The sequence below is a fragment of the Mesobacillus selenatarsenatis SF-1 genome, assembly GCF_000813125.1.
Taxonomy (GTDB): Bacteria; Bacillota; Bacilli; order Bacillales; family Cytobacillaceae; genus Mesobacillus; species Mesobacillus selenatarsenatis.
The window spans coordinates 41,478-63,495 of the sequence record NZ_BASE01000113.1 but is presented as its reverse complement, the minus strand read 5'-3'; the positions used below and the strand labels follow the sequence as shown (position 1 = coordinate 63,495).

Sequence of the window (22,018 nt, the reverse complement as noted above, 5' to 3'; positions counted from 1 at the left end):
TATTCCACTATTAATGATTTTGTTTATAGAAGACGAGACTAGGCCTGTAAAAACATTACTTGCAAACAAAATGCACCTCCAATTGTTATATGTGTGTCTTACAATTGGAGGTATAGTCCAGAATCCCTCTAACAAAAGGGATGAACATCCTGCTTAACCCTACTTAAAAAGGCATTTCCCTTGAAGGAAATACCTTTAATAGAATGTAACTTTATCTCTTCGGAGCAAGCTCTACAGCCTGTCTCATAGCCTCAATCAAACTTTTCTCATCAGCTATACCTTTTCCAGCGATATCAAATGCTGTACCGTGATCGACGCTTGTGCGGATGATTGGCAATCCAACCGTGATGTTGACGCCCGCATCCAAGCCTAAAACCTTAACCGGTCCGTGTCCCTGGTCGTGGTACATCGCGACGACAATGTCAAAGTCTCCGCGGACTGCTCGGAAGAATAGTGTATCAGCTGGGAGTGGTCCAACCGCATCAATTCCTTCACCCTGAGCTTTTTCGACACCCGGAACGACCTTCTCATCTTCTTCACCATAACCGAATAATCCATTTTCGCCTGCATGCGGATTGATGCCGCAAACGGCGATTTTCGGAGCTTCGATTCCTGCTTTGCGCAGTGTATCATGTGCAAGCTTGATGACATGATATACACGTTCTGGATTAATCATTTTAACTGCATCGATGATCCCTACATGCGTCGTAACATGGATTACACGCAGGTTAGGAGCAGAAAGCATCATTGAATAATCCTGAGTGCCAGTCAAGTCAGCTAAAATTTCTGTATGGCCCGGATATTTATGTCCGCCTTTTTGCAGCGCTTCTTTATTCAAAGGAGCAGTACAGATCGCATCAATCTTCTGTTCATTGGCAAGCTCGATTGCTGTACGTAAGTATTCAAAAGCTGCATGTCCAGCATCGGGAGAAACCTCTCCGACTGGAAGGTCAGCAGGCAGAAGATTCAAGTCCAGGCAATGTACCGTCCCAAGCTTATATTCTATCTCTCCTAGCCCTTCTGCAGTAACGGACTGGATTTCCAGCTCACTGCCGACAAAGCTTTTAGCACGTTCAAGAATCTTGCTGTCACCGATGACAAAAGGATTGCTGATGTTATAGATTTCTTCATTTGCAAGCGTCTTTAAAATGATTTCCGGGCCGACACCTGCTGCGTCACCCATTGTTATTCCGACCACTGGTTTAGTTTGTTTCATATTGCCCAACCTTTCCTGTCATGTATTCCACTGCTTTTACAAGCGAGGCTTCGTTACCGAATCCTCCAGCCTTTGTAATTGCCCAGAAGTCCTTTTCCCCGCTGCGGATCCTGCCAAACGGCAGTCCGGATTCGACCTCAGAGTGGAGTTCCATTTCATTTACACCTAATTCACCGCAAACAGCTTTCGCAGTGTCACCGCCTGTTAAAACTAGGCCGCCAATTTCCTCGACCTGTTCCAGGAATGCTTTTGCAGCCTTCGCCAGTCCGGAGGCAATCGCTTCACTCACCTGGTTGCTGTTATAGCCCAATTTGCCGCCAGCTTCACGCGCAGCCACTCTGTTTTCTTCGGAAGAATCAACATAAAGGACATAATGACTGGCCTTTTTGTCTACTGCCAAGCTATTCGCCTCAAGTGTATCTTCAACTAATTGAACTGGATTTATTTCTATAAACTCAACTTCCTTTAACCCCTTTAGGCTCACAAGCTGGTTTTTCGTTACCTGAGAAAGGCTCCCGGATACAGTAAGAGTCCGGTCGATGGAGGATTTTTTCATATTTTGACCTGTCTGAGGAAAAATCGCCAACTCAGCAGGAAGATACTCTATTAAACCGCCAGACCCTGCCCAAACAATCTTTTTGCCCAGCTTCGCAAAAAATGCCGCGATTGCCTTTAGGTCGTCTTCTGTCTCGCTGTCACAAACGAACCAGGAATGTCCGCAGTCAATAGATTTTTCAACGAACGCAGCTAACTGGTCCTCTGATCCTCGAATCAAATCGAGGTCAATCAAAGCAATATCTTCATCCACAGATTTCTTCAGCAAATCCGGGATAAACCCTTCTGTAACTGGAGTCTTCGGATCGCGCCCAAATTCCGTTTCCGTAATCAGTGTGCCATCCACATAATGAAGACCTTTGACTGTGGTCCTGTTCACCTTCGGAAAAGCTGGCACAATCACAACTGCTTCAGGCTTATAAACACTGGCAGCTGCAGCAATTTCAACCGCTACATTTCCACGTAAGGTAGAATCGATTTTCTTGTAAACATGTGAGTACCCATGCTGAAAAAGAAGAGAAGCAGCTTTAACAACTGCTTCATGTGCTTTTTCCCCAGCAACTGCCCGGCTGTCAGTATCGACAACCAGAACATCAGGGGTTGAGCCTGCTTCTTTAATGCCTTCTAGATTGAACACTACGGTTGAAGAAAATCCTTTTTTCGCCAATTGAACACCTGAGTCATTGGCACCTGTTAAGTCGTCTGCGATGATTCCGATTTTTTCACCCATATGAACACACCCTTAACTATCCACTTTTATGACATTTCCTTGCTTGAACGCGTACCCCTTTTTCTCAAGTCGTTTAACAAGGAAAGCGATGAACAACGGAAGTAGAATTGCCGTTGTAACAGTCGATGCAGCTACCTGGACAGTCGCCAGTTCAGCATATTGCGAGAAGCTTGCGTTTGCCGCAGCAATCGCTGCAGGAGTCGCAACCGCATTACCCGCTGTCGAGCCTTCAGCAGCGCCGACAATTGGATTCCACTTGAAAGCTTTGAATACAAAGTAACCTGCAGTACCTGTGAATAGAACAGTCATTACCCCTAATAGAATTCCTGTTAATCCACCTGCAACGATCGCTCCGAAATCGATTCCCATACCGAGCGCGAAAGCAAAGAATGGAATCAGCATTGAGCTTCCTTGATCAAGGAACACTCGCATTTCTTCATCCAGGTTACCTAACACCATACCAACAAGGATTGGCAGCAATACAGCGATGAATGACTGGATGGAGAACATTCCGTCAACAAAGCCCATTGCACCAAAGATTGAAAGGGCAACCATCGTTAGGAATGGTCCGTCATTCAAAGCAAGCAGTGAGTAAGAAGCACGGTCTTCTTTATTTCCGTATTGACCAACTAAGGCAACGAACAATCCGCCATTGCTGTTTGTCATTGCGGCAATTATGGCAATCGGCGCAAGCCCTAGCCACAATCCATTGTCACCAGCGAATAAGTATGCAATAAGTCCAACTGCGGCACCGACAATCCACTTGATTCCAAGCAATGTCGCACCTTTACCAACCGAAACACCGAAAGATTTAACATTTATTTGCGCACCAGTCGCCAATAGGAAAAGTGCAATTAAAGTACCTGCGCCATTTACAAACAGCGCCTCTGTAAAATTACCAATGCGAAGCAAGTTTGGTGCAAATGTGTTCAGTGTTGCTGCTAAAAGCAACGGCACAACCATCATCCCACCAGGAATTCTTTCTAAACCTGCCTTTATTCTCATATTCTAGCATCCCCTTTTGTATTGTTTCAAATTTAAACGATTTAGTAATCGCTTACATGTTTCATTTTAATGAAAACGTTTTATTTTTGCAATAGTTTTATCTAAGAATGTTCACATAAAATTATTAAACTATTAAAGTGTTGCATTTTTAAACAAAAATAATAAAAAGCTGAAGAATCAATTCTTCAGCTTTCTCCATAATGTGGAACGATTGATATTCAGCCTATTCGCGACTCTTGTCTGATTGCCATCCTCATGCTCCATGACTTTGCGGATAATTTTCTTCTCGATTTCTTCTAATGTTCCCTGTAAAAAATCTTCTGGAATCGATAATTCACTTGAAATTTTTGATTCCATTAAAGGACCAATCAATTCAGTACTTAAAACATAACCCTTTTCCGCAGCAGCGGCATCTTGCAGAACAGCCTTTAACTCTGCTACATTACCAGGCCAATGATATTTCTCCAAAAGGTCGAGAGCTTCCTCTTTAATCTTGATTGGCGATGTGCCAAAGCGCTGATTTGAATCCGCGATTAAATAAGCTGCAAGCGCCCTTATGTCACCATTCCGTTTCCGCAAAGGCGGCAAGTAGATTCGGGCTACGTCCGTATCAAAGACTCCTTCGCTATCCGATTGAACAGAAAATAGGATGTTAATTCCTATGCTGCAATGGTAATCAGCCACCTGCTGCAGTCTCTGTTGTTCAGGAAAATCCAAAGCTTCTATGCCCTGAAGGTAAATCGTTTTGATATCCTCATCAACTTCTGATTTTTTTAAAAAGTCCCTTGCCACCGCGACTGCAAAAAGTCCCTCGCCACCATGCTTCATATAATGGATATACCTTGCAATCAAACCTTTACCAGTACCATTTTCGCCAATTAATGCCCATTTGGACTTTTTAATATTTGCTTCTATCGAGGAAATACAATTCTTCATCTGCTCGCTTTCCTGAATGATTAAAGGAAGCTGAGATACATGTTCTACTTTTATCAATGATTCATCCATTGATCGTTCAACCTTTGAAAAAGAATACAAATAGTATTTCCTGCCTCCATTAGTCAGCACAGACGGTTTCACCTTGTACATTACATCGCTGACCGTAATAACCCCATGGGAATTCAGTCCTCCATCTTCGGCATGGAGTAATGTAGATATATCAATTATTGATGGAGAGATTGAATTCCACTGTTCGTAAACAACACCACCAGCAGAGTCAAGGACGACAAGGTCTGTTGCTGCTGTTTTCAGCATAGCCTTCATCAAATCGATCTCTGTCTGTTTCTTCTGGTAAAAGGAATAGATAGTTCTTGTTCGCTGGAAAGCATCAAAAATTGCCTCTCGACCTGACTGAATCAGGATTCCTTCCATTCCGTACCGGTCAGCATTATGGACAGTAACGACATCCCCCATAATGACACTATATCCCTGATCCTTGAGGTCCTTTATAAGCGGTCCGACTTCTTCTGCTTTCTCAACTGTAAATACTTCAATTGGAAACTCCAATATATCAGTGATTGTTTCTGCTCCCAATGTGATGTTCGAAAAGCCAACTATCGCCTTCTTGCCAGGAAACTCATTCGCAAGGGTAAGCACACGAAGCATATCATAACCGGAAACATGGATATCAATAACCGGCAGATTGGTCACTTCTTCAATCAATTTAGCAGTTCCTCCGCGGCTTATGATTACATCAAAACCGTCCTGTTCCGCCCGTTTAGCCAGCGGGACCGCAGAGCCAAGGTTTCCAGTCTTTACAGTAACATCCAAATCCTCAGCATCCGCTTTACATTCATCGATCAGTACAGCCATCGCAGGATATGGCGCAATAAACAACACCTTAATCATCATAATCACCCGTTCTTTCCTTCCCTTCATACATAGCATACCTGGAAGAAAAGCGCAATGAACAAAGCCGGAAAAGCGGGAAGAAGTACGGAGGCATCATAGCCTTCAAGATGCCTAGACTGATTTACCATTTTTATATATATGGATTTGAAGGAAATTTAGTTTAGTTTATAGAACATCTCATTTAGTGAATTTTGAACTTACAGAAAGATGGGATGATAATTATGAAAAAATACTCTATTTGTCTCTAGGAGTTCTCCTGGTTTTAATTGCTCTCGGTGTGGCAACTTTTTATTCTGGATAAGTTTTTCTGAATGGGACGTGATCCCCTGGTGTCTCTCCTTCAAAGCATATTCGATCCAGTACCTCCGAGACCCTCATTCTTGAGACTAATACTTTCTTTAAAACTATTTGTCAAGATCTGAGAAATATTCCCACCAACGAAAAGTAAAAAGAAGCAAAAGATACGTCCCTACGCTTCCCCACTTTCCTAATTAAATAACATCCATATTGTTTCAAAGTCAGAACAAATAAAACCATCAATCCCCGGACAACCTAACCGTCAGCAAATATATTTTGACATCCACTAAGACCCAGGAATCATCCATTTTCTTAGAAATCTCGTAAGACGAAAGAAGCAAAAGGTACGTCCCCACGCTTCACCATGCTGTCATTCCTAACTTATTTGTTATAATTGAAAATTGATTGTTATAGGTTAATCACTAGGTTGGTTATTAAAACTTCAGGATATGTAGATAATAATCTGTCAGGAGGGAAATGATGAAGAGTTATTCTAGAATACATAAGCTTTTTCTTTTATTATGCCTTATGGTATTTAGTACCATAGTTAGTGTTATACCTGTATTTGCTGATGATTTCGGTCCTTCAGAATGGAGCCAATACAGATTGAATCCTGAAAATAATCCAGTTTACCACAGTGAGTTCGATTCTAGATTAAAAGATATTATTAATACCGGTGATGAAATTCGTTCAACTCCAGTTGTTATCGGAAATAATGTTTTCATAGGAAATCATAATTCTGGAGGCATATACTCTTATAATTTAATTAATAAAAAAATGAACTGGCAAACAAAAGCACCCAATTGGATTCATTCTGAAATTATAAATGTAAACAATCAATTATTTGTTGGTTTCGGAAATCGTTTCTATCAAGAAGATGGGTCGAGAGGTACAGGGAAAAGTGGGCTGATGAGTCTTGATCCTAAATCAGGAGAGATTTTATGGACTTTTGAAACAAAAGGTGAAGTAATGCCGACTCCTGCGTATTATGATGGTACTGTTTTTATAACTACAGGGGATAAGCATCTATATGCTATTGATCCCAAAAGCGGTACAGAAAAATGGAAATTAAAATTAGGTCATGTAGTTAGCATGTCTTCACCCAACATAAAGGATGGAAAATTATATGTTGGTGGTGGTCTTCCCCATCCATACAGTTTCTTTGGGATTGATTTAACTACTAAGCAAATATTATGGGAGACTGAATTTAATAATGTATATGCTGGCTTAGATGATGTACCACCGGTTATTTTTGAAAATTTAGTAATAACAACAGCACTAGAAAGAACTGATGAAATATTAAGTGTAAGAGAAGTATATGAGAGAAAAGGAATAGTCCAAGCCTATAAACAAATGATTAAACTTGCAATAGGAGACTTCATTAACAAACCTCCTCTGTCATTACCGAATCATGTAATGTATGCTATGGATATTAAATCTGGAGAAGTTATTTGGAAAGATAGTCTCGGTATTGGTCCTATGGTTACTAATAACAAATCTGGTGCACCCATTGTCTATGACGGGAAAATATTCGTAGGGAGCCCAATTAACGAAACTTTCTATTCCTATGATGCTAAGACAGGAAAAAAGTTATGGACCTATAAAAGTAATGTAAACAAGGTACCACCAGTAGCAGATAAAGGTGTCGTATATTTCACAGATACCAAAGGTCTGGTTTATGCTTTTAATGTAGAAAATGGTGAGTTATTAGGAAAGAAATATTTAGGCGGAAAGCTATCGCCCTCTGGACCTGTCCTAATGAATGATCATTTAATTGTGGGAAGCCAAAATTCAAATGTCTATGTTTTACCTACTAATGAGATCAATGGTGAAAATGATAGTAGTCCTGAGCAGCCTAATGTCAATGAGCAGACAAAGAAAAGTATATATTCATTTATCTTCTTAGTATATGTAGTTCCAATCCTAGCTCTCATAATCTTCCTGGGACTAACCATCTTTGTTATTAAAAAACTTAGAAAATAAATAGAAGAAAAACCCCAAGTTGTTCTGTTAATACTGAACAACTTGGGGTTTTTCAATTTTTATAATTCTTGCCTGTTTTTAGCTTAAACTCAGGATTATAGTGGATTGATCTTTCAGAAGTGCTCAAAACAGGAACTTGGACTAATACTTTCTTTTAGACTATCCCATATTACACGACAAACAGCCCTACCTACGAAAAATCAAAAAGAAGCAAAAGGTACGTCCCTACGCTTCCCCGTCATTCGTCCCAATACCAATCAGCAGGTTAGAGAAAAAGGCTGCTCGTTCAGGGATTGAGCTGATGATTATGTGTTCGTTTCTTGCATGGATTCCGTCTCCAATGGTACCTAGGCCGTCTAAGGTTGGGACTCCCATGCTGGCTGTGAGGTTTCCATCACTTCCTCCCCCAACAGAAGCTTCTTTTAACTTGATGCCTTCTTCTTTTGCTGCTTCTTTGGCGGTCTGGAATAGATCTTTCGTATCTTGATTTCGTTCCATCGGCGGGCGGGAGACGCCTCCTCTAACGTCGAGACTTGTCCCTTCTGTGAAAGGTGTCAGCCCATGAATTATTTCATCGATTCTTTCTTGTTCTTCACTAGTCCCTGCGCGGACATCGATGCCAATCTCTGCATGATCAGCCACAACATTCAGCTTTCCTCCGCCTTTAACAAATCCAACATTGACGGTGGTTCCAACCTCGTAATCTGTTAAGGACTCTAAAAAATCGATGGCCTTGGCAGCCTCTTGAATAGCACTAACTCCTTCATGATGGTTGTTGCCAGCGTGGGCAGCCTTGCCTGTAATATCAATATAATAACGAGCTGAACCCTTTCTTTCCGTTTTTAAGGCACCCGTCCGAACAACGGGCGGTTCCGTAACTAATGCATAATCGCAATCCTTCGCTATCTCTTCGATGACATAGCGTGATGTCGGACTGCTCACCTCTTCATCACTGGTAAAAAGGAAAACAATCTTCTTTGAGAACGGAATTTTCAGTTCCTTAATGGCTATTATTGCCCAAATCGCTTGTACAAGGCCTCCCTTCATATCCAGGATGCCAGGCCCGTATGCGCGATCGCCTTCGATTTTAAACTCTAAATCTCCAGGCTCCCATACTGTATCAAAATGGGAAAGGATTAAGATTGTTTCGTCTCTTTCCCCGTATTCAAATTTCAGATGATTTCCGAATTTCTCTTCTTCCAACACTTCTGCCCGTTTACCAAAGTAGCGATATAAAAGCTCCTGGATCCTCTCTCCACACTCGTCCATGAGTTTTTTATTCAATGATGGAGAATCACATTCGACCAGAAACTTGATATCCTCTATAATCTCTTGCAAATGGTCCTCCATAAACTGCCTTATGGAATCCATTATTATCACTCTGCTTTCCTATATTAATAATAAGGCTGCATAATATCTATGCAGCCCCATAATATAACTATTTTACTATTATATCATTCATATTATTAGTTTGTAGCCTGTCATCATAGCGATTCTAAGCATAATCGTAGAAACATCGGGACGTTGTTTCATCCAAACTAATAATCCCAATAGGGTGCGCCCTATTGGGATTTCATATTTCTAGGAGTAGCCACTTTTTATTCTGGGTAAGTTTTTCTAAATGGAAGTGAATCCTTGTGCCTCTCCCCCAATGTATATTCAACCCAGTCCCTCCCAGAAACTAACTTCTGGGACTCATACTTTATATAAAACTTTTTCTCATGACTTGAGAAACCTTCCCGCCTATGAAAAATCAAAAAGAAGCAAAGGGTACGCCCTCATATATCTTTCGCAACGCGAAAGAAGCAAAAGGTACGTCCCTACGCTTCTCAATCTGTTATCCTATTAATAGAATGAATAATTTACCATAGCAGTGAGGGGGAACAAATTTGAACAGGATATTTTTCTTATTATTAGCATTATTAGCAATGTCAATATTCCCAGCAGATGCATCTGCTCAGGAATTGGATCGTATTGCTGGGGACAATCGTTATGAAACGAGCTTGGAGTTTTCAAAACGTATACCAGCTAATAGACTGGATTATGTAATTGTTTCAAGCGGGAATAACTTTCCTGATTCATTAGCGGGAGGAGTATTGAGCAATACTTTAAATGGAAATGTTATTTTAGTAGATGATAGTAAAGTAAGTATGGTTATTACTGAAGCTGAACGGGTGTTGAAGAGTAACGGAAAAGTCCTCATCCTTGGTGGAGAGATGGCTGTTTCAAAAAATGCAGAAAATGTACTAAAAAAACATTTTAGTGTAGAACGTATCGGTGGGGTTAATCGAGTTGATACTTCGATAAAAATCGCTGATCGTGTAAACACAAATCCATCTGAAATCATTATAGTGAGTGGTAATAACTTCGCGGATGCATTATCAATCGTACCATATGCAGCTCTACAATTTATTCCCATTCTATTAAATACAGATTCAAATGATTTGAATCAAGAAATAAAAGACTACATAGAAGCACATTCTACTTCAAAAGTAACCATTATTGGTGGTGAAGCTGCCGTACCAAATCAAGCACAAAAGTATTTAGAAAACAGAGATATTGTTGTGGAGAGGATAGCGGGCAGCAGTCGTTATGAAACATCTTTAGCAATAGCAAATACCTACTTCCCTGGAGCGAAAAAAACAGGAATTGCAAGTGGGACCAATTTTCCAGATGCACTTAGTGGAAGTGGACTAGCATTAAGACAATCTATGCCTATCATATTAACTCATCCTGTTAATAGTAATAACGCTGTACTAAATTATATGAAAAAAATGGATAGTTTATATGTGTTTGGAGGAGAAGCGGCCTTACCAAATAAGGCGGTCGGCCGTTATACAGTGTTAGACATTCCGTTTGATGCTAGAACGGAGCTAACCTATTTTCATAAAGACCTTGGAAATTTGACTATGGTTTTTGATCCGAAGTTTGCCAAAGATAAACCAACTCTAGAGGGCAGAGGGATCAAGACTATCGGAGTCAAAGGAAATGGAGTAGCAAAGAGCTATTATGAATTAGATGATAAATTAATAAGACATGAAGTTTTTATTACTCTTGAAGGGACCTTGGAAAAAGGTGATTTTGGAGTTGGAATTGATGCTCAAATAAATGCAAGCAGAAAAAGGGAAATAAGAACTGATGGCAAACTAACTCATATAGATAATGCTACCATGAAAATGCAAAGCGTTTTTTGGGATATAGCATACTTACAGAAAACAACTCGAAATGGTACGACCGTATATACGGGTACGATCAATAACCATCCAGATTTTATTTTAAACTAAATTAAAACTTTATCTTTTGTGTAAAATCAAGATCGTGGGAACCTTCGTTTTAAGCATGAAAAGCTTGAGGTGCACTGGATAAGTTTTGGACCTTTTCATGAAAAAGTAAAAAAACTACTCGAGCTCATTATCCCAATAGGTTGAATCCTATTGGGATTTCATTTCTAAAAGATACTTTCGCATAAAAAAACTACACCTCCAATTGTTAGGTGTGTCTAACAATTAGGGTGCAGTTCACGTCCCCATGCTTCTACAGTGGGAGGAATTCACGCATGAATTTTTCTAACCCTTCTGAATCATAATATCCTGGGGAACCTGCGACAGGCTGTCCTTGATCTATCAGGATGGTATATGGGGTTGTGTTCACTTGGAATTTTTTTGCTAAGTCTGGAAATTGTTCTATTGGAATATTAACAAATATCATGTCTGGAACACGTTTTTTCATTTCTGGCTGATTCTGAATCATGTTGTAAGATGGCTGTGTATTTGCAAAACAGGAATTATCATAGAAAGTCATGGTTAAATACTTTGTATTCGCTGCCAACATATTAAGGTCTTCCATATTCCTTATTTTATAAATATTTCCTTGTTTCAAAATCTCCTGGTGCCTTTGTTCAATAGATATAGCCTGCGGGCTTTCCTGTTTTTGAACATCGATCTTTTTCTGCTCTTCTTTCTCAATATTCTCTGAAGGGATTGTAACAGCCACTTTTTCAGCCTCCGTTACCGCTTCTGTAACAGGTTCCTCATGAACCGGTATCACTTCAGCTTTAACAGATTGGTCTTCCTTTTTAATCAACTCATTTTGCTCTTCATTCCTAAACAGTACCAGGCTTACGCCTATTATTATAATCGGTATGAGTAATAAAAGGCTCTTTTTCATGTTTTTCCTTCCTAATTATCATTTTTCTTTTAAAGGGTTTCCGCAGAGTCTCCTGGGTGCCTGTCGGGAAAGTCTTATGCTGCTTCCGAAGGACATGCGCAGCCCCCACTTCCATTAAAGCGGAGAAAAGCATTTACCCCGCCTTCCTCTATTCCACATTCTCCCCTGTCAGATCAATTGAAAATTCTGTTGGACTTCCCAATCCAAAGAATACATCATGGAAGGTGATTGATTGGAGATCCCCACCTTCCAAATCAGATTGAATGATATAATTTTTCGATACCTGGCCAGGTTCAATCCTGAAAGCAAGCGGAACTTCCTTTTCCGAATCTGCTGATTTAAAGGTCGCACTTCCGTTCATGCTCCAGCCAACCTGGAATCGATCAGCGCTAAGGTTCGTGATATCGGCCATGAAAGCCATGCCTTTCACGGTTTTTACTTGTTTCATATTTTCGAATTTATAATAACCCTCATTCTCTACATAAAAATCATAGGGCTTTACTTCCAGGATGCCAATCGTGTCAAATTTCCATTTATTATCTTCATTTACATAATAAATAATAGATTCGTTTGTAAATGGCCCATTATTATTATCGCCTTTGACGATTAAAACAACTTTTTTGATTGAGCTGTCAATATTCTCTACATTCTTAATTAGATAATCATTAAAAGTTACATTATTTATGAAAATTATTTCTTCCTGTTGTTTAATGAATTCTTCTTTGGTTTGCCCTAACAAATTCCGCAGCTTCTCTGAAGATGAGGTATACACCCAATCCCAATTTCCTTCTTTATTCGCATTGAAATAGTGTTCGAAGGCTTTCTCTATATCCTCATTTGTCAGTTCTTCGTTTTGAGGTTTTTCATTTTCTTTACTTTGATTTCCTCCAGGTTCTTTACTTTCAGACACATCGGCTGCGTTGGCTTCAGAACTTTGTTGTTCACCACTGGAGCAGGCAGTTACGAGCAGGACAGAAGCCAGAAGGAAGTACATCAAATACAATGATTTTCTTTTCATGATATTCTCCTTATCATTTTATGTAATATATTGATTACTGTAATATATTGAATACGCGTTGTCAATCTTATTTTTACAAAGGAAAATAAACGTTTTGTAATCACAGTTTTACAAAGCAGAAAGATTACATTATACTAACGTTAGGAATTTTTTATAGGAAGTGAAGGGAATGAATGAGGCAGGCTCGAGAACATTGGGGGAAGTCCTTTATGATATCAGAACGAACAAACTTAAATTATCCCTGCGCAAGGCTTCAGATCTGGTGGGGATCTCCCATAATTATTTAAATTTATTGGAAAAGGGCATTGATCCAAGAAACCAAAGACCCATTCAGGCTACCCCGGAAATTTTAAAAAGATTATCAGAAGGATATGATTATCCATATTCAGAATTGCTATCCTTAGGCGGGTTTATGATAGAGCATGAGGAGACTTCGAATAAGGTGAACCTTAAAGAAATATTGCAGGGGTCAAAACAAGTAACCTTTGAAGACAAAGAACTAAACAGTAAGGAAAAAAGAAAGATAATCGATATAATTAAAGTACTTTTAAGCTAAAAAAAGGAAAACGAATTTGTTTTCCTTTTTTTATTCAAACTGTTTTATCCTTTAAGGTTCTTGCCAGTTCTTCAGCAAGAAAGTAAAATTCTTCTGCCACAATAAACTGGTGAATATCCTTTAAAGGCAAATCAAAAACTTCGAATTCCAAGGGCATCTCAATGGCATTTATCGATGTTGGACCATCCATCTCAATATATCCTTTTAAAAATAGATAATCCATGATTTCTTCCCGGTCATATCTGAAATCTGGCCAGTACTCCTCCGGTACATACAAAATAAGGTCGAAACTGTTTGGGTGCTTGGTATTGCCAACCAGCCATCCATCAAATTTTTCCTCATTAAAGAATACAACTAAATCATGTATTCGTAAAAATTCATTTCTATTATCTGTTATATGAGCACATAGTTTAAGAAAGGATTTCGGGATAATTTCCTTTAGCGGACGATTTAAAAATGTACTCAAATAAACTTCATACAAACCCGTACTGTTCAAGCCAAAAATAGTTGAGTATTTCATCATAAGTGACTTCATATTTTCTTCAAAGCTTATAGTTCTCAAGACATAGCCCCCACGATTATTCTTAGGACTATTTTAATATTTTTGTCGAATTTTATCTAGACTTCTTAAGTTTTTCTTTTCTAGTTGTCTGTGACTCAATATTAAAAAGAGCGAGTTTGGCAGTTTAAATGGAACCAAAGAGACGCAGGGACGGTTCTAATGTCTCAAAGAGGAATGAAAGACATAGAACTGTTCTTGTGGTCCAAATGTTAAGTTAGTTTTTACTTTCCTGTTAAAACTAGAACCTTCCCTATACTCCACATGCTCTATGCACTAGATCCTTGGATACGCCCAAAATCCTGGCTGCCTGTCGGAGGGTGATGCCTTCAATAGTTTTGACTTGCATGAGATAGTGATCCCTCTGCCATCCGGGCAGGCTTTTTACCTGGGCAATGCCCATGCCGCCGAGCAGCTGTTTGATTTCTTGCCGTGCCTGTTCATCTGTCAATTTCCGTCTACGATAGGTATCTTCAAGGCATTCATCATGATTGGATCGCTCATTGAATTCTTTGAAACGTTCTACAGCGGATGGACGATTTTCTCCAAACATATTCAACACTATATTTCGATCCAACAACCCTCCTGGAAAATACTTCTCGCCATAATATCCCGCACAGCTGCTCCATTCCCAGTCTTCCAACAGTGAACAGATACCTGCCTTGACGGGATTCTGGTGGATATACCGAACAACGGTGAGAAAGTATTCCTCGGTTTCGACATTTTCACTTTTGAACCGGTCCTGGAATAGATGTCCTGTGGAAACACAGGGACGGTTCTGTCGTTTCACACAATTACATTTTTTTACTTTTAACGAAATGAAAAGCCATTCCCCTGTCTTGTCCTTGTCTCTTCCCTTCAAATCCCCGCCCTATAAACCAGACTAACTGATACCCCTAATATCCTGGCAGCTTGCCGAAGGGTGAGGCCTTCGATTGTTTTGATTTTGATTAGTTGGTGGTCCCTTTGCCACCCTGGCAGGCTCTTCACCTGGGCAATCTCCACCTCTCCGAGCAACCGCTTGATTTCCTCCCTTGCCTGCTCGTCTGTCAGTTTTCTTTTTTTATAGATGTCTTCGAGGCATTCGTCGTTATTTGTTCGCTCGTTGAATTCTTTGAATTGATCTTTCGCAATGGAACGGCCTTCACCAAACATCTTGAACACCTTATTACGATCAAGCATTCCTCCTGGGTAATATACCTGGTCATAGTACCCAGCGCAGCTGCTCCATTTCCATTCTTCGACCCTGGGACTGATCCCTGCTTTCACAGGATTCTGATGAATATACCGAACGACGGTAAGAAAATACTGATCAGTTTCAACATTTTCGCTTTTGAACCGGTCCTGGAAAAGATGACCCGTCGTGCGATATTTCCAATTGTAAAATGAAGCGTAACTCACCCCGATACGCTTCATGGTTGTGTCGAGACCTTCTTCGCCTTCTTTTAAAAGCAGGTGGACGTGATTGCTCATCAGGCACCAGGCATACAGGGCAAATTTCGAGATCCTTTTATACTTTTTCAAAATATCAAGGAATTTCATATTGTCTTCGTCATCATGGAAAATTTCCTGCCGGTTCGCTCCCCGCAGCATCACATGATAGACCTCGCTTGCACTTTTCCTTCTCGCTTCTCGAGGCAAAGTGACCACCTCACTTTCCTATTTTGCGCAGCGTTAGCGCTTCTTCGATTGCCTCATCAGAAATAAACCGCTGACTTCTCATGTCAGAAATCGTTCTCGCCAGACGGATGAGCTTGATCTGAAACCTGTTGCTGAGACCAAACTTTATGGACAAGTCCTGCAATCGACTCTGCTGCGAGCTCGTGAGCGGACTGTTGCCAATAAGGTGCTCATACGGAACGCTGCTATTACAGATTTCTTTACCATATCGTTCATATTGCCTTTCCCTGGCAGCCATGACTCTTTTTCTAACAGTTTCTGATGATTCATTTCTGTTAAAATCGTGCCCTTTAAGATTGACAGCCTTTAAGGAAAGGAGAATATCGATTCGGTCTAAAATAGGCCCCGATACTCTGTTCTTGTATGACTTAATTTGTTTTTCCGAACAAGTGCAGTAATGACTGTCTGACCCTAAATATCCACATGGGCAGGGGTTCATGGCTGCGATGAAAATAAATTTAGCCGGATAAGTCACAGTAGAGTGGATTCGGCTGATAGTCACCTTTTCACTCTCCAAAGGCTGACGGAGCATATCCAATGTTTTTTTGGAAAACTCGCCTAATTCATCAAGGAAAAGAACACCGCGATGGGCAAGGGATACTTCACCAGGTTTGGGGTTCGTGCCGCCTCCTATGATCGAGACAGCAGATGCGGAATGGTGTGGATGGCGGTATGGGGGAAGAGTCAGCGAGGAGAACGGTGCACCTGCCAATTGATATAGACTGATTTTTTCTAGCTGCGCCTCTTCCGAAAGCGACGGAAGGATTGATGGGAATGTCTCTGCCAAGAGGCTCTTTCCACAACCTGGCGGCCCATCCATCAAAACATAATGGCCTCCGCTCGCTGCTATCTCAAGTGACCTTTTCGCAAATTCATGGCCAATGACCTGGCTGAAGTCTCTGTCGGTAATCTTTGGCTCCTCTACCACATCCACATCCTGCAGCAAAGGCAACATTTGCTGACCAGCCAGCAAATTCATCACATCCTGTAAGGTTTCAACATATACAAGTTCCAAATGATCGATTTCAATCCTTGGAATGGTAGGATCAAAAGGAAGTACCAGCCTTTTTAAATTCAGCTTCTTAGCCGCCAATATAGCAGCAATCATACCCTCAACCGGATGAATCGTCCCATCCAACGACAAGGCGCAGATAAAACCCGCATCCATCGGGATTTCATCCTGTATGAATCCCCCGCTTTTAAGAATGCCAAGAGCAATCGCAAGATCAAACAAAGGTCCGTTCTTCCTCTGCTCAGCCGGTGACAGGTTGATAATCACCTTCTTCTCAACCAGCGGGAATCCCAAAGTATGCAAGGCTGCAGAAACCCGCTCCTTAGACTCCTTCACAGAAGCATCAGCATCAGGCAGCCCAACAATCACAATCGACTCAAAACCTTCCTTCACCTGCACCTCAACCTCAATACGGTATCCCTCAAGACCCTTCAAACCAACACTTACAACCTTTGCCGACATAAACAAACCTCCATACAGGTCAATTTAGAAAAAGAAAAAGTAATTGCGCATAACAAAATGGGTGCAAAACATAATGAGGAAAAAACAATCGTAGGTAATAAAATAAATAGATTGGGAATCCAGTAATACAGAATGAAAACAGGAGACAACATACTTACAGGAGATTAAAAGGAAGAATAGGAGGAGAAATCTTCAAAACTATCATATACCAATTATCAGAAGTTAGCACTCATAAATTCCCAGCCAAACACCATTGGTTAACAAAGAAAGAGAGAAAAAACTCTCCTCCCAACAAACCAAGTCCTACTAATGATTGATTTTATTTTCCATAAGGGATTTAAAAAATAAGAATATGAGAATTAACTGTAACTATTTAAACTCTCGAATGAAAACGTGAGACCCGTCCTTGTGTTATGGGATTCTGCCTAAAAACAGGACTACCTTACCAATCCATAAAAATTTTCTGTAAACAAGCGAAGTGGTACGCGAACGCGTACCACTTCGCTTATCCAAAGATGATAGTTTTGGCTTATAGTCATTAGGAATGGGTGTAAGCTATGGCAGAAAAACAGGTGAAAATCAATTTGAATAAACTGTTAAATGATCATGGAATCTCATTAAGGGAATTATCAAGATTAGCAGACATCCGCCATGCAACACTAAGTGAATTGGCTAACAATAAGAGAAAAAGCATCCATTTTGACCACATCAAACGAATTAGCGAAGCACTTAACATCACAGACATCCGTAAAATCATCGAGATTGTTACCATAGAAGATGAACAACATTAAATATCCACAATAAAACACAAAGGTGATTATCATGATAACATCCGACTACCTCTCCTGGGATGTAATTCAGTTCATAAACGAATACAGTGACGAAATAGAAATGGATATCATTCAATATCCACACGAATATCAAATCACCGTCAATATCTGCGACGAACAACCACCATACAGAGACATAACCGCCACAGCCATACACCCCAGAAGCAAAAAACAAGCAGCCAAAAAAGCAATGATTCTACTATATAAACAAGCCTATCCAGAATTATTCACCGAAACAAACGTTAAATAAAGGACACAACATCCCACTCCAAAAATATTCCGATACCCGAAAGAAACACAAGAACCGTCCCTGTGTTTCTGACACAGCTGAAAGACAGCTATTTGCCGTTCTGAGTGGGGATAGTGGTACAGGAAAGACCACGACAATCCGTAAGTTTGTGGACAAATTGGATAAAGGGAAATTCCACATCCTTTACCTGTCCGACTCTAAGTTAACGCCTCGTCATTTTTACAAAGGTCTTTTGGAACAGTTAGGTTCTGAAGCGAAGTTTTATCGAGGAGATGCAAAACGGCAGCTTCATCGTGAGATTGAATTAATGAAAGGCATAGGAGGGCTACAACCTGTGGTGGTAGTGGACGAAGCCCATCTTCTGGACCGGGAAATGCTTGAAGAGGTTCGTTTCCTACTGAACTTCAAAATGGACTCGCAAAGCCCGATGGCACTCATTCTCGTCGGTCAAAGTGAATTGTGGGATCGGCTTCGACTCCAATCATACGCAGCGATACGTCAAAGAATCGATATTCAATTCCAGTTAGGACATCTCGATCGTGCTCAGGTTGAGGAATATGTTTCTAGGCATCTTCGTTATGCCGGAGTTGAACAACCAATATTCTCTGATGGGGCTCTTGACGAAATCCATCGGTTTTCTGGTGGTGCCGCAAGGCTCATAAATAAACTCTGCACACATAGTCTACTCTATGGCTCACAAAATGGCCGAAGAATTATTGACGACCATATGATTAAGCAAGTCATCCAGGGTGAGCTTTCATGAAAAGTCGCTTGAAAGAAATGAATTACAATGAAGAGTTGGATCGTTGGGTTGTGTTTTGGGGAGAAAATTCTGGTTATAAGATGCGATGTGGTGAATGGTTTGATCTACATCTAGGAAATGGGAAGACTCTTTCCTGCCGCCTGGAATTGGGCAGAGACTGGTATATTCTCACGGGTCGAAATGACGTTAGATTCTACCTTAAGAAAAATGAGACTTATCAAGTTGATTTGTAAAAACTTTTGGGAAGCATGTGAACTGCTTCCCTTTCATTTTTGGACAGTAGATCCGTCAGTTTTAGGACAATTAACATCGTCAAGTTCTGGACATTCTAGAACGTCATTAACACTATGCAAGAGAAATCAATCCCAGCAAACTTGGCTTAAATTATATTTAATTCGCCACCATAAACCAAAACAAAAGTTACAGTACAAAGGATCTAAAATAGAGTGCCACCATTATAATCAAAAACAAAAAACCATGTCAGAACCCCTTCCGACATGGTTTTAGATTATGCATTCACTAAGACTTATGTTGTTTCAAAGATCAAGACTAATAACACCGTCAAATCGCGGAAAAACTGATCGCCAGCAAACTATTTCGACTTACGAAGGGACATGAAAACCGTCCATGTGTCCCAGTGAAAAATGTTATGAAATTTATAAACTCACTTTAAAGCACTTGAAATCCATTTTTATTAATCTTAAAACCATTTAAATACTGTTTATAGTTTTCCAAAACAATACCATCCATATCTTCCCATATCGGTTTTTTTCCTCTTAAATGCGCGCTATTAGGTTTCCAATTCATAAAGTGGAAATATAAAAATTGTCTATTCCCATTTATATTATTTGTAAGTATCCCATTCTTCCAATACCATTCAGTGGGATGATTATCCCACACACCTCCATCTATCCAAGGTATCCTAGTATATGGCGTTGTATATTCTTCTCGAAACAAATACCTTTTATTAGAATTCCTTAACTTTCTTAATCTCGTTATTATACTACTTTGCTTTCCTAATATCTTACTTAATATTCTATACCTGCCTGCTAAATCTACCCCAAAGTAAAATTCATCAAATGCAACGTGTTTGTTACTTTCCAGTATTTCCTTCCAATTTTTAATTCTCTTAAAATATTCCCTATATTTTTGTGTGTTCTTTAAAAGTGCAAAGTGCCCACTTAAAAAGTTTTCATGTGTTGAAAAAACTTCATACTTACTAAGTAATTCATCTGTATAAATACTTTTAATATTTCCATAAATTAAATCTATATCACCATACCCAAAAAAATCATATCCAGCTAGATGCTCTTCATGTATATATCCTAAAGCAGGTTTTAAATCACAAAGCTTATATGAATTTGAAGGGTTAAAGTTAATTAATAGTTTTTCCTCAACTATTTTTTTGTAGTCAGCAAAAGTAATTTTATGATACTTTATATTTTCCGCCTTATTTTCTGGTTCATCACAATCCGTAAAAAATAGCCAATCTATTGAAGGGTTATTTTTACAAGACTCTATATATAGATTAAACCAGCTAGGCCACTCACCAAAATACGGAATAATAATTAATATCTTTTTCATCAATATCTCCCTTACTTTTTCTTATTTAACAATGTATTCAAAATAGGAATCATTGGTTTGCTATATGAAATTAGGATAAAGAATAATATACAGACAGCTATTAGCATATTATAAATAGACCAAACGTAAAAGGTACTATAAAGTGCGTAAAAGAACAATATAATAATTATTGAGTAAGTTAGTTTAAGATTATACTCTACTTTATATAAGCGTTCAGAAATAAAAGTTCTTAATATAAAGAACAGTATATATGAGATACCTGTCGATACTGCAGCGCCTTTGGCACCAATAATAGGAATTAATAATATGTTACCCAATCCATTTACAAGGAGTGTAGTTATATCGATAATTAAATTTAGCTTCACCCTTTTCTTAAAGGTTATTCCCATTACTGTGACTTCAGAAATTGTACGCATAATAGGAATAAATACTAAAAATGGCATTAACATCGCAGCTCCACTATAACTGTTACCTAGCAATAAACCAATAAAGTCTTTTGATGCAATAATTAATAGTGCTAAAATAAACATAATAAATGATACTATTGTGAAAGCTTTCTTAAAGAAAGCCTTATTTTCCGGTTTTTTCTCGTAGGTCTCTAAAGCAACTGGTACCCAAAAAACGGAAAATGAAGTTTGAATTATAGTCAGTAAGGCAATTATTTTAAAAGCTGCAACATATAGTCCTAATTCAGTAAAATTCGCTAATTCTTTTAACGCTAATCTATCAACAACCTGAAACAACATTCCTATTAAAGTAGTAAGCATAATTGGAAATCCATACTGCAGCATTTCTTTTCTTGAATGCCTAGAATTAACATTGGTAGTTTTTAAAATAGTCCAACTATACTTATCTAATAATATAGATAGTAAACTAATACTAACAAAGGTAATAACCGTTGAATAAATCATTATTTCGTATTGCGACCCAATAATATAAAATAAGAAAATAACCATTACAAAGTTAATAAGTTTATTAGCAATTTGCAACAAAGAGTATAACATTCCCTTTTGTTGCATCCGGATCGATAAACTTCCAAACCTATAGATAATATTAAAAAGCAAACATATCAGTAGTAAGTAAATTATTTTGGGAGAATATTCACCTAACAAAAATACAGAAACTGACTCTTTAAAAATAAAAACTAACACAGTGACAATAAAATATACAAACAGGGAGATTTTCAGACTATTTCTTAATAGTAGATTTCTTTTCTTTTCATTCTCTTCGTAATAAAATCTAACATAAGCTTGATCTGTACCCAAAAGTGAAATAACCAATAGGACTTCTAAAGCTAAGGTAAACATTGATGCTATTCCTAGTTGATTTGGATCAAGAATGCGGGTAAGTATTGGTGTTAATAAAAAACTTATAATTAAACCTACCCATTTACCATAAGAGAAAGACAAGAATTTTTTTAATAATACGTTCACTCAAATTTTTCCTTTCTCGAAACTAAACGCTATTATAAGTTATTAACTTGTTATTAGAAAAATCCTTAAT

19 protein-coding genes and 1 pseudogene are annotated in these 22,018 nt (G+C 39.1%); 7 read left to right on the top strand and 13 right to left on the bottom strand.

Annotated elements, in window-relative coordinates; genetic code table 11:
• Positions 1 to 211: 211 nt before the first annotated feature.
• From pdxA to TY49_RS21020, 4 genes are all read right to left on the bottom strand, one after another.
• Positions 212 to 1,216, bottom strand: a complete 1,005-nt coding sequence (gene pdxA / locus TY49_RS21035; protein WP_041967856.1) for a 4-hydroxythreonine-4-phosphate dehydrogenase PdxA — start codon at positions 1,214 to 1,216, stop codon at positions 212 to 214.
• On the bottom strand, positions 1,203 to 2,501 hold the full coding sequence (locus TY49_RS21030) for a four-carbon acid sugar kinase family protein (protein ID WP_041967855.1): 1,299 nt from the start codon (positions 2,499 to 2,501) through the stop codon (positions 1,203 to 1,205). Before TY49_RS21030 ends, pdxA begins: the two co-directional genes overlap by 14 nt.
• 12 nt (positions 2,502 to 2,513) lie before the next feature.
• Positions 2,514 to 3,506 (bottom strand): 2-keto-3-deoxygluconate permease, encoded by a 993-nt coding sequence (locus tag TY49_RS21025; RefSeq protein ID WP_041967854.1) that lies wholly within the window; start codon positions 3,504 to 3,506, stop codon positions 2,514 to 2,516.
• Positions 3,507 to 3,683: 177 nt separating this feature from the next.
• Positions 3,684 to 5,381: a sigma-54-dependent transcriptional regulator gene (locus TY49_RS21020; protein ID WP_232310495.1), complete on the bottom strand. Its 1,698-nt coding sequence runs from the start codon at positions 5,379 to 5,381 to the stop codon at positions 3,684 to 3,686.
• 747 nt (positions 5,382 to 6,128) lie between these two features.
• Between TY49_RS21020 and TY49_RS21015 the strand changes: the two genes are divergently transcribed.
• A complete protein-coding gene (locus tag TY49_RS21015; protein WP_084135566.1) occupies positions 6,129 to 7,634 on the top strand; it encodes an outer membrane protein assembly factor BamB family protein in 1,506 nt (501 codons plus the stop codon).
• Between the two features lie 225 nt (positions 7,635 to 7,859).
• On the opposite strand, the gene TY49_RS21010 is transcribed toward TY49_RS21015, so the two are convergent.
• On the bottom strand, positions 7,860 to 8,972 hold the full coding sequence (locus TY49_RS21010; RefSeq protein WP_369390570.1) for a M20 family metallopeptidase: 1,113 nt from the start codon (positions 8,970 to 8,972) through the stop codon (positions 7,860 to 7,862).
• Between the two features lie 551 nt (positions 8,973 to 9,523).
• Between TY49_RS21010 and TY49_RS24020 the strand changes: the two genes are divergently transcribed.
• Positions 9,524 to 10,918, top strand: a complete 1,395-nt coding sequence (locus TY49_RS24020; protein ID WP_052442259.1) for a cell wall-binding repeat-containing protein — start codon at positions 9,524 to 9,526, stop codon at positions 10,916 to 10,918.
• Positions 10,919 to 11,168: 250 nt separating this feature from the next.
• Here TY49_RS24020 and TY49_RS21000 read toward each other — a convergent pair whose 3' ends face one another.
• Both TY49_RS21000 and TY49_RS20990 read right to left on the bottom strand, forming a co-directional pair.
• Positions 11,169 to 11,801: a thioredoxin family protein gene (locus TY49_RS21000; RefSeq protein WP_156972742.1), complete on the bottom strand. Its 633-nt coding sequence runs from the start codon at positions 11,799 to 11,801 to the stop codon at positions 11,169 to 11,171.
• Between the two features lie 148 nt (positions 11,802 to 11,949).
• Positions 11,950 to 12,819: a hypothetical protein gene (locus TY49_RS20990; protein WP_041967849.1), complete on the bottom strand. Its 870-nt coding sequence runs from the start codon at positions 12,817 to 12,819 to the stop codon at positions 11,950 to 11,952.
• A gap of 169 nt (positions 12,820 to 12,988) precedes the next feature.
• On the opposite strand from TY49_RS20990, the gene TY49_RS20985 reads away from it, so the two are divergent.
• Complete coding sequence (locus TY49_RS20985) at positions 12,989 to 13,375, top strand: helix-turn-helix domain-containing protein (RefSeq protein WP_052442258.1); 387 nt, start codon at positions 12,989 to 12,991, stop codon at positions 13,373 to 13,375.
• Positions 13,376 to 13,409: 34 nt separating this feature from the next.
• Here TY49_RS20985 and TY49_RS20980 read toward each other — a convergent pair whose 3' ends face one another.
• From TY49_RS20980 to TY49_RS20965, 4 genes are all read right to left on the bottom strand, one after another.
• The gene (locus tag TY49_RS20980) at positions 13,410 to 13,937 is read right to left on the bottom strand and encodes a hypothetical protein (RefSeq protein WP_041967848.1); all 528 of its coding nucleotides are present in this window, start codon (positions 13,935 to 13,937) and stop codon (positions 13,410 to 13,412) included.
• Between the two features lie 250 nt (positions 13,938 to 14,187).
• Positions 14,188 to 14,796: a hypothetical protein gene (locus TY49_RS20975; RefSeq protein WP_052442257.1), complete on the bottom strand. Its 609-nt coding sequence runs from the start codon at positions 14,794 to 14,796 to the stop codon at positions 14,188 to 14,190.
• Positions 14,793 to 15,575: a transposase gene (locus tag TY49_RS20970; protein ID WP_041967847.1), complete on the bottom strand. Its 783-nt coding sequence runs from the start codon at positions 15,573 to 15,575 to the stop codon at positions 14,793 to 14,795. The genes TY49_RS20975 and TY49_RS20970 overlap by 4 nt, the downstream gene beginning before the upstream one ends.
• A gap of 10 nt (positions 15,576 to 15,585) precedes the next feature.
• Positions 15,586 to 17,088: a YifB family Mg chelatase-like AAA ATPase gene (locus TY49_RS20965; RefSeq protein ID WP_041967846.1), complete on the bottom strand. Its 1,503-nt coding sequence runs from the start codon at positions 17,086 to 17,088 to the stop codon at positions 15,586 to 15,588.
• Positions 17,089 to 17,645: 557 nt separating this feature from the next.
• Between TY49_RS20965 and TY49_RS20960 the strand changes: the two genes are divergently transcribed.
• The 4 genes and pseudogenes from TY49_RS20960 (at position 17,646) to TY49_RS20945 (ending at position 19,164) form a co-directional block, all read left to right on the top strand.
• A complete protein-coding gene (locus TY49_RS20960; RefSeq protein WP_041967845.1) occupies positions 17,646 to 17,879 on the top strand; it encodes a helix-turn-helix domain-containing protein in 234 nt (77 codons plus the stop codon).
• Positions 17,880 to 17,910: 31 nt separating this feature from the next.
• Complete coding sequence (locus tag TY49_RS20955; protein ID WP_041967844.1) at positions 17,911 to 18,168, top strand: hypothetical protein; 258 nt, start codon at positions 17,911 to 17,913, stop codon at positions 18,166 to 18,168.
• 76 nt (positions 18,169 to 18,244) lie between these two features.
• Positions 18,245 to 18,931, top strand: a pseudogene (locus tag TY49_RS20950) (ExeA family protein); the annotation flags it as partial.
• Positions 18,928 to 19,164 (top strand): DUF5348 domain-containing protein, encoded by a 237-nt coding sequence (locus TY49_RS20945; RefSeq protein ID WP_041967842.1) that lies wholly within the window; start codon positions 18,928 to 18,930, stop codon positions 19,162 to 19,164. The pseudogene TY49_RS20950 and the gene TY49_RS20945, both read left to right, overlap by 4 nt.
• A 436-nt stretch (positions 19,165 to 19,600) precedes the next feature.
• On the opposite strand, the gene TY49_RS20940 is transcribed toward TY49_RS20945, so the two are convergent.
• On the bottom strand, positions 19,601 to 20,515 hold the full coding sequence (locus TY49_RS20940; protein ID WP_041967841.1) for a DUF6625 family protein: 915 nt from the start codon (positions 20,513 to 20,515) through the stop codon (positions 19,601 to 19,603).
• An 11-nt stretch (positions 20,516 to 20,526) separates the two neighbouring features.
• Complete coding sequence (locus TY49_RS20935) at positions 20,527 to 21,948, bottom strand: oligosaccharide flippase family protein (RefSeq protein WP_041967840.1); 1,422 nt, start codon at positions 21,946 to 21,948, stop codon at positions 20,527 to 20,529.
• Between the last annotated feature and the right edge of the window lie 70 nt (positions 21,949 to 22,018).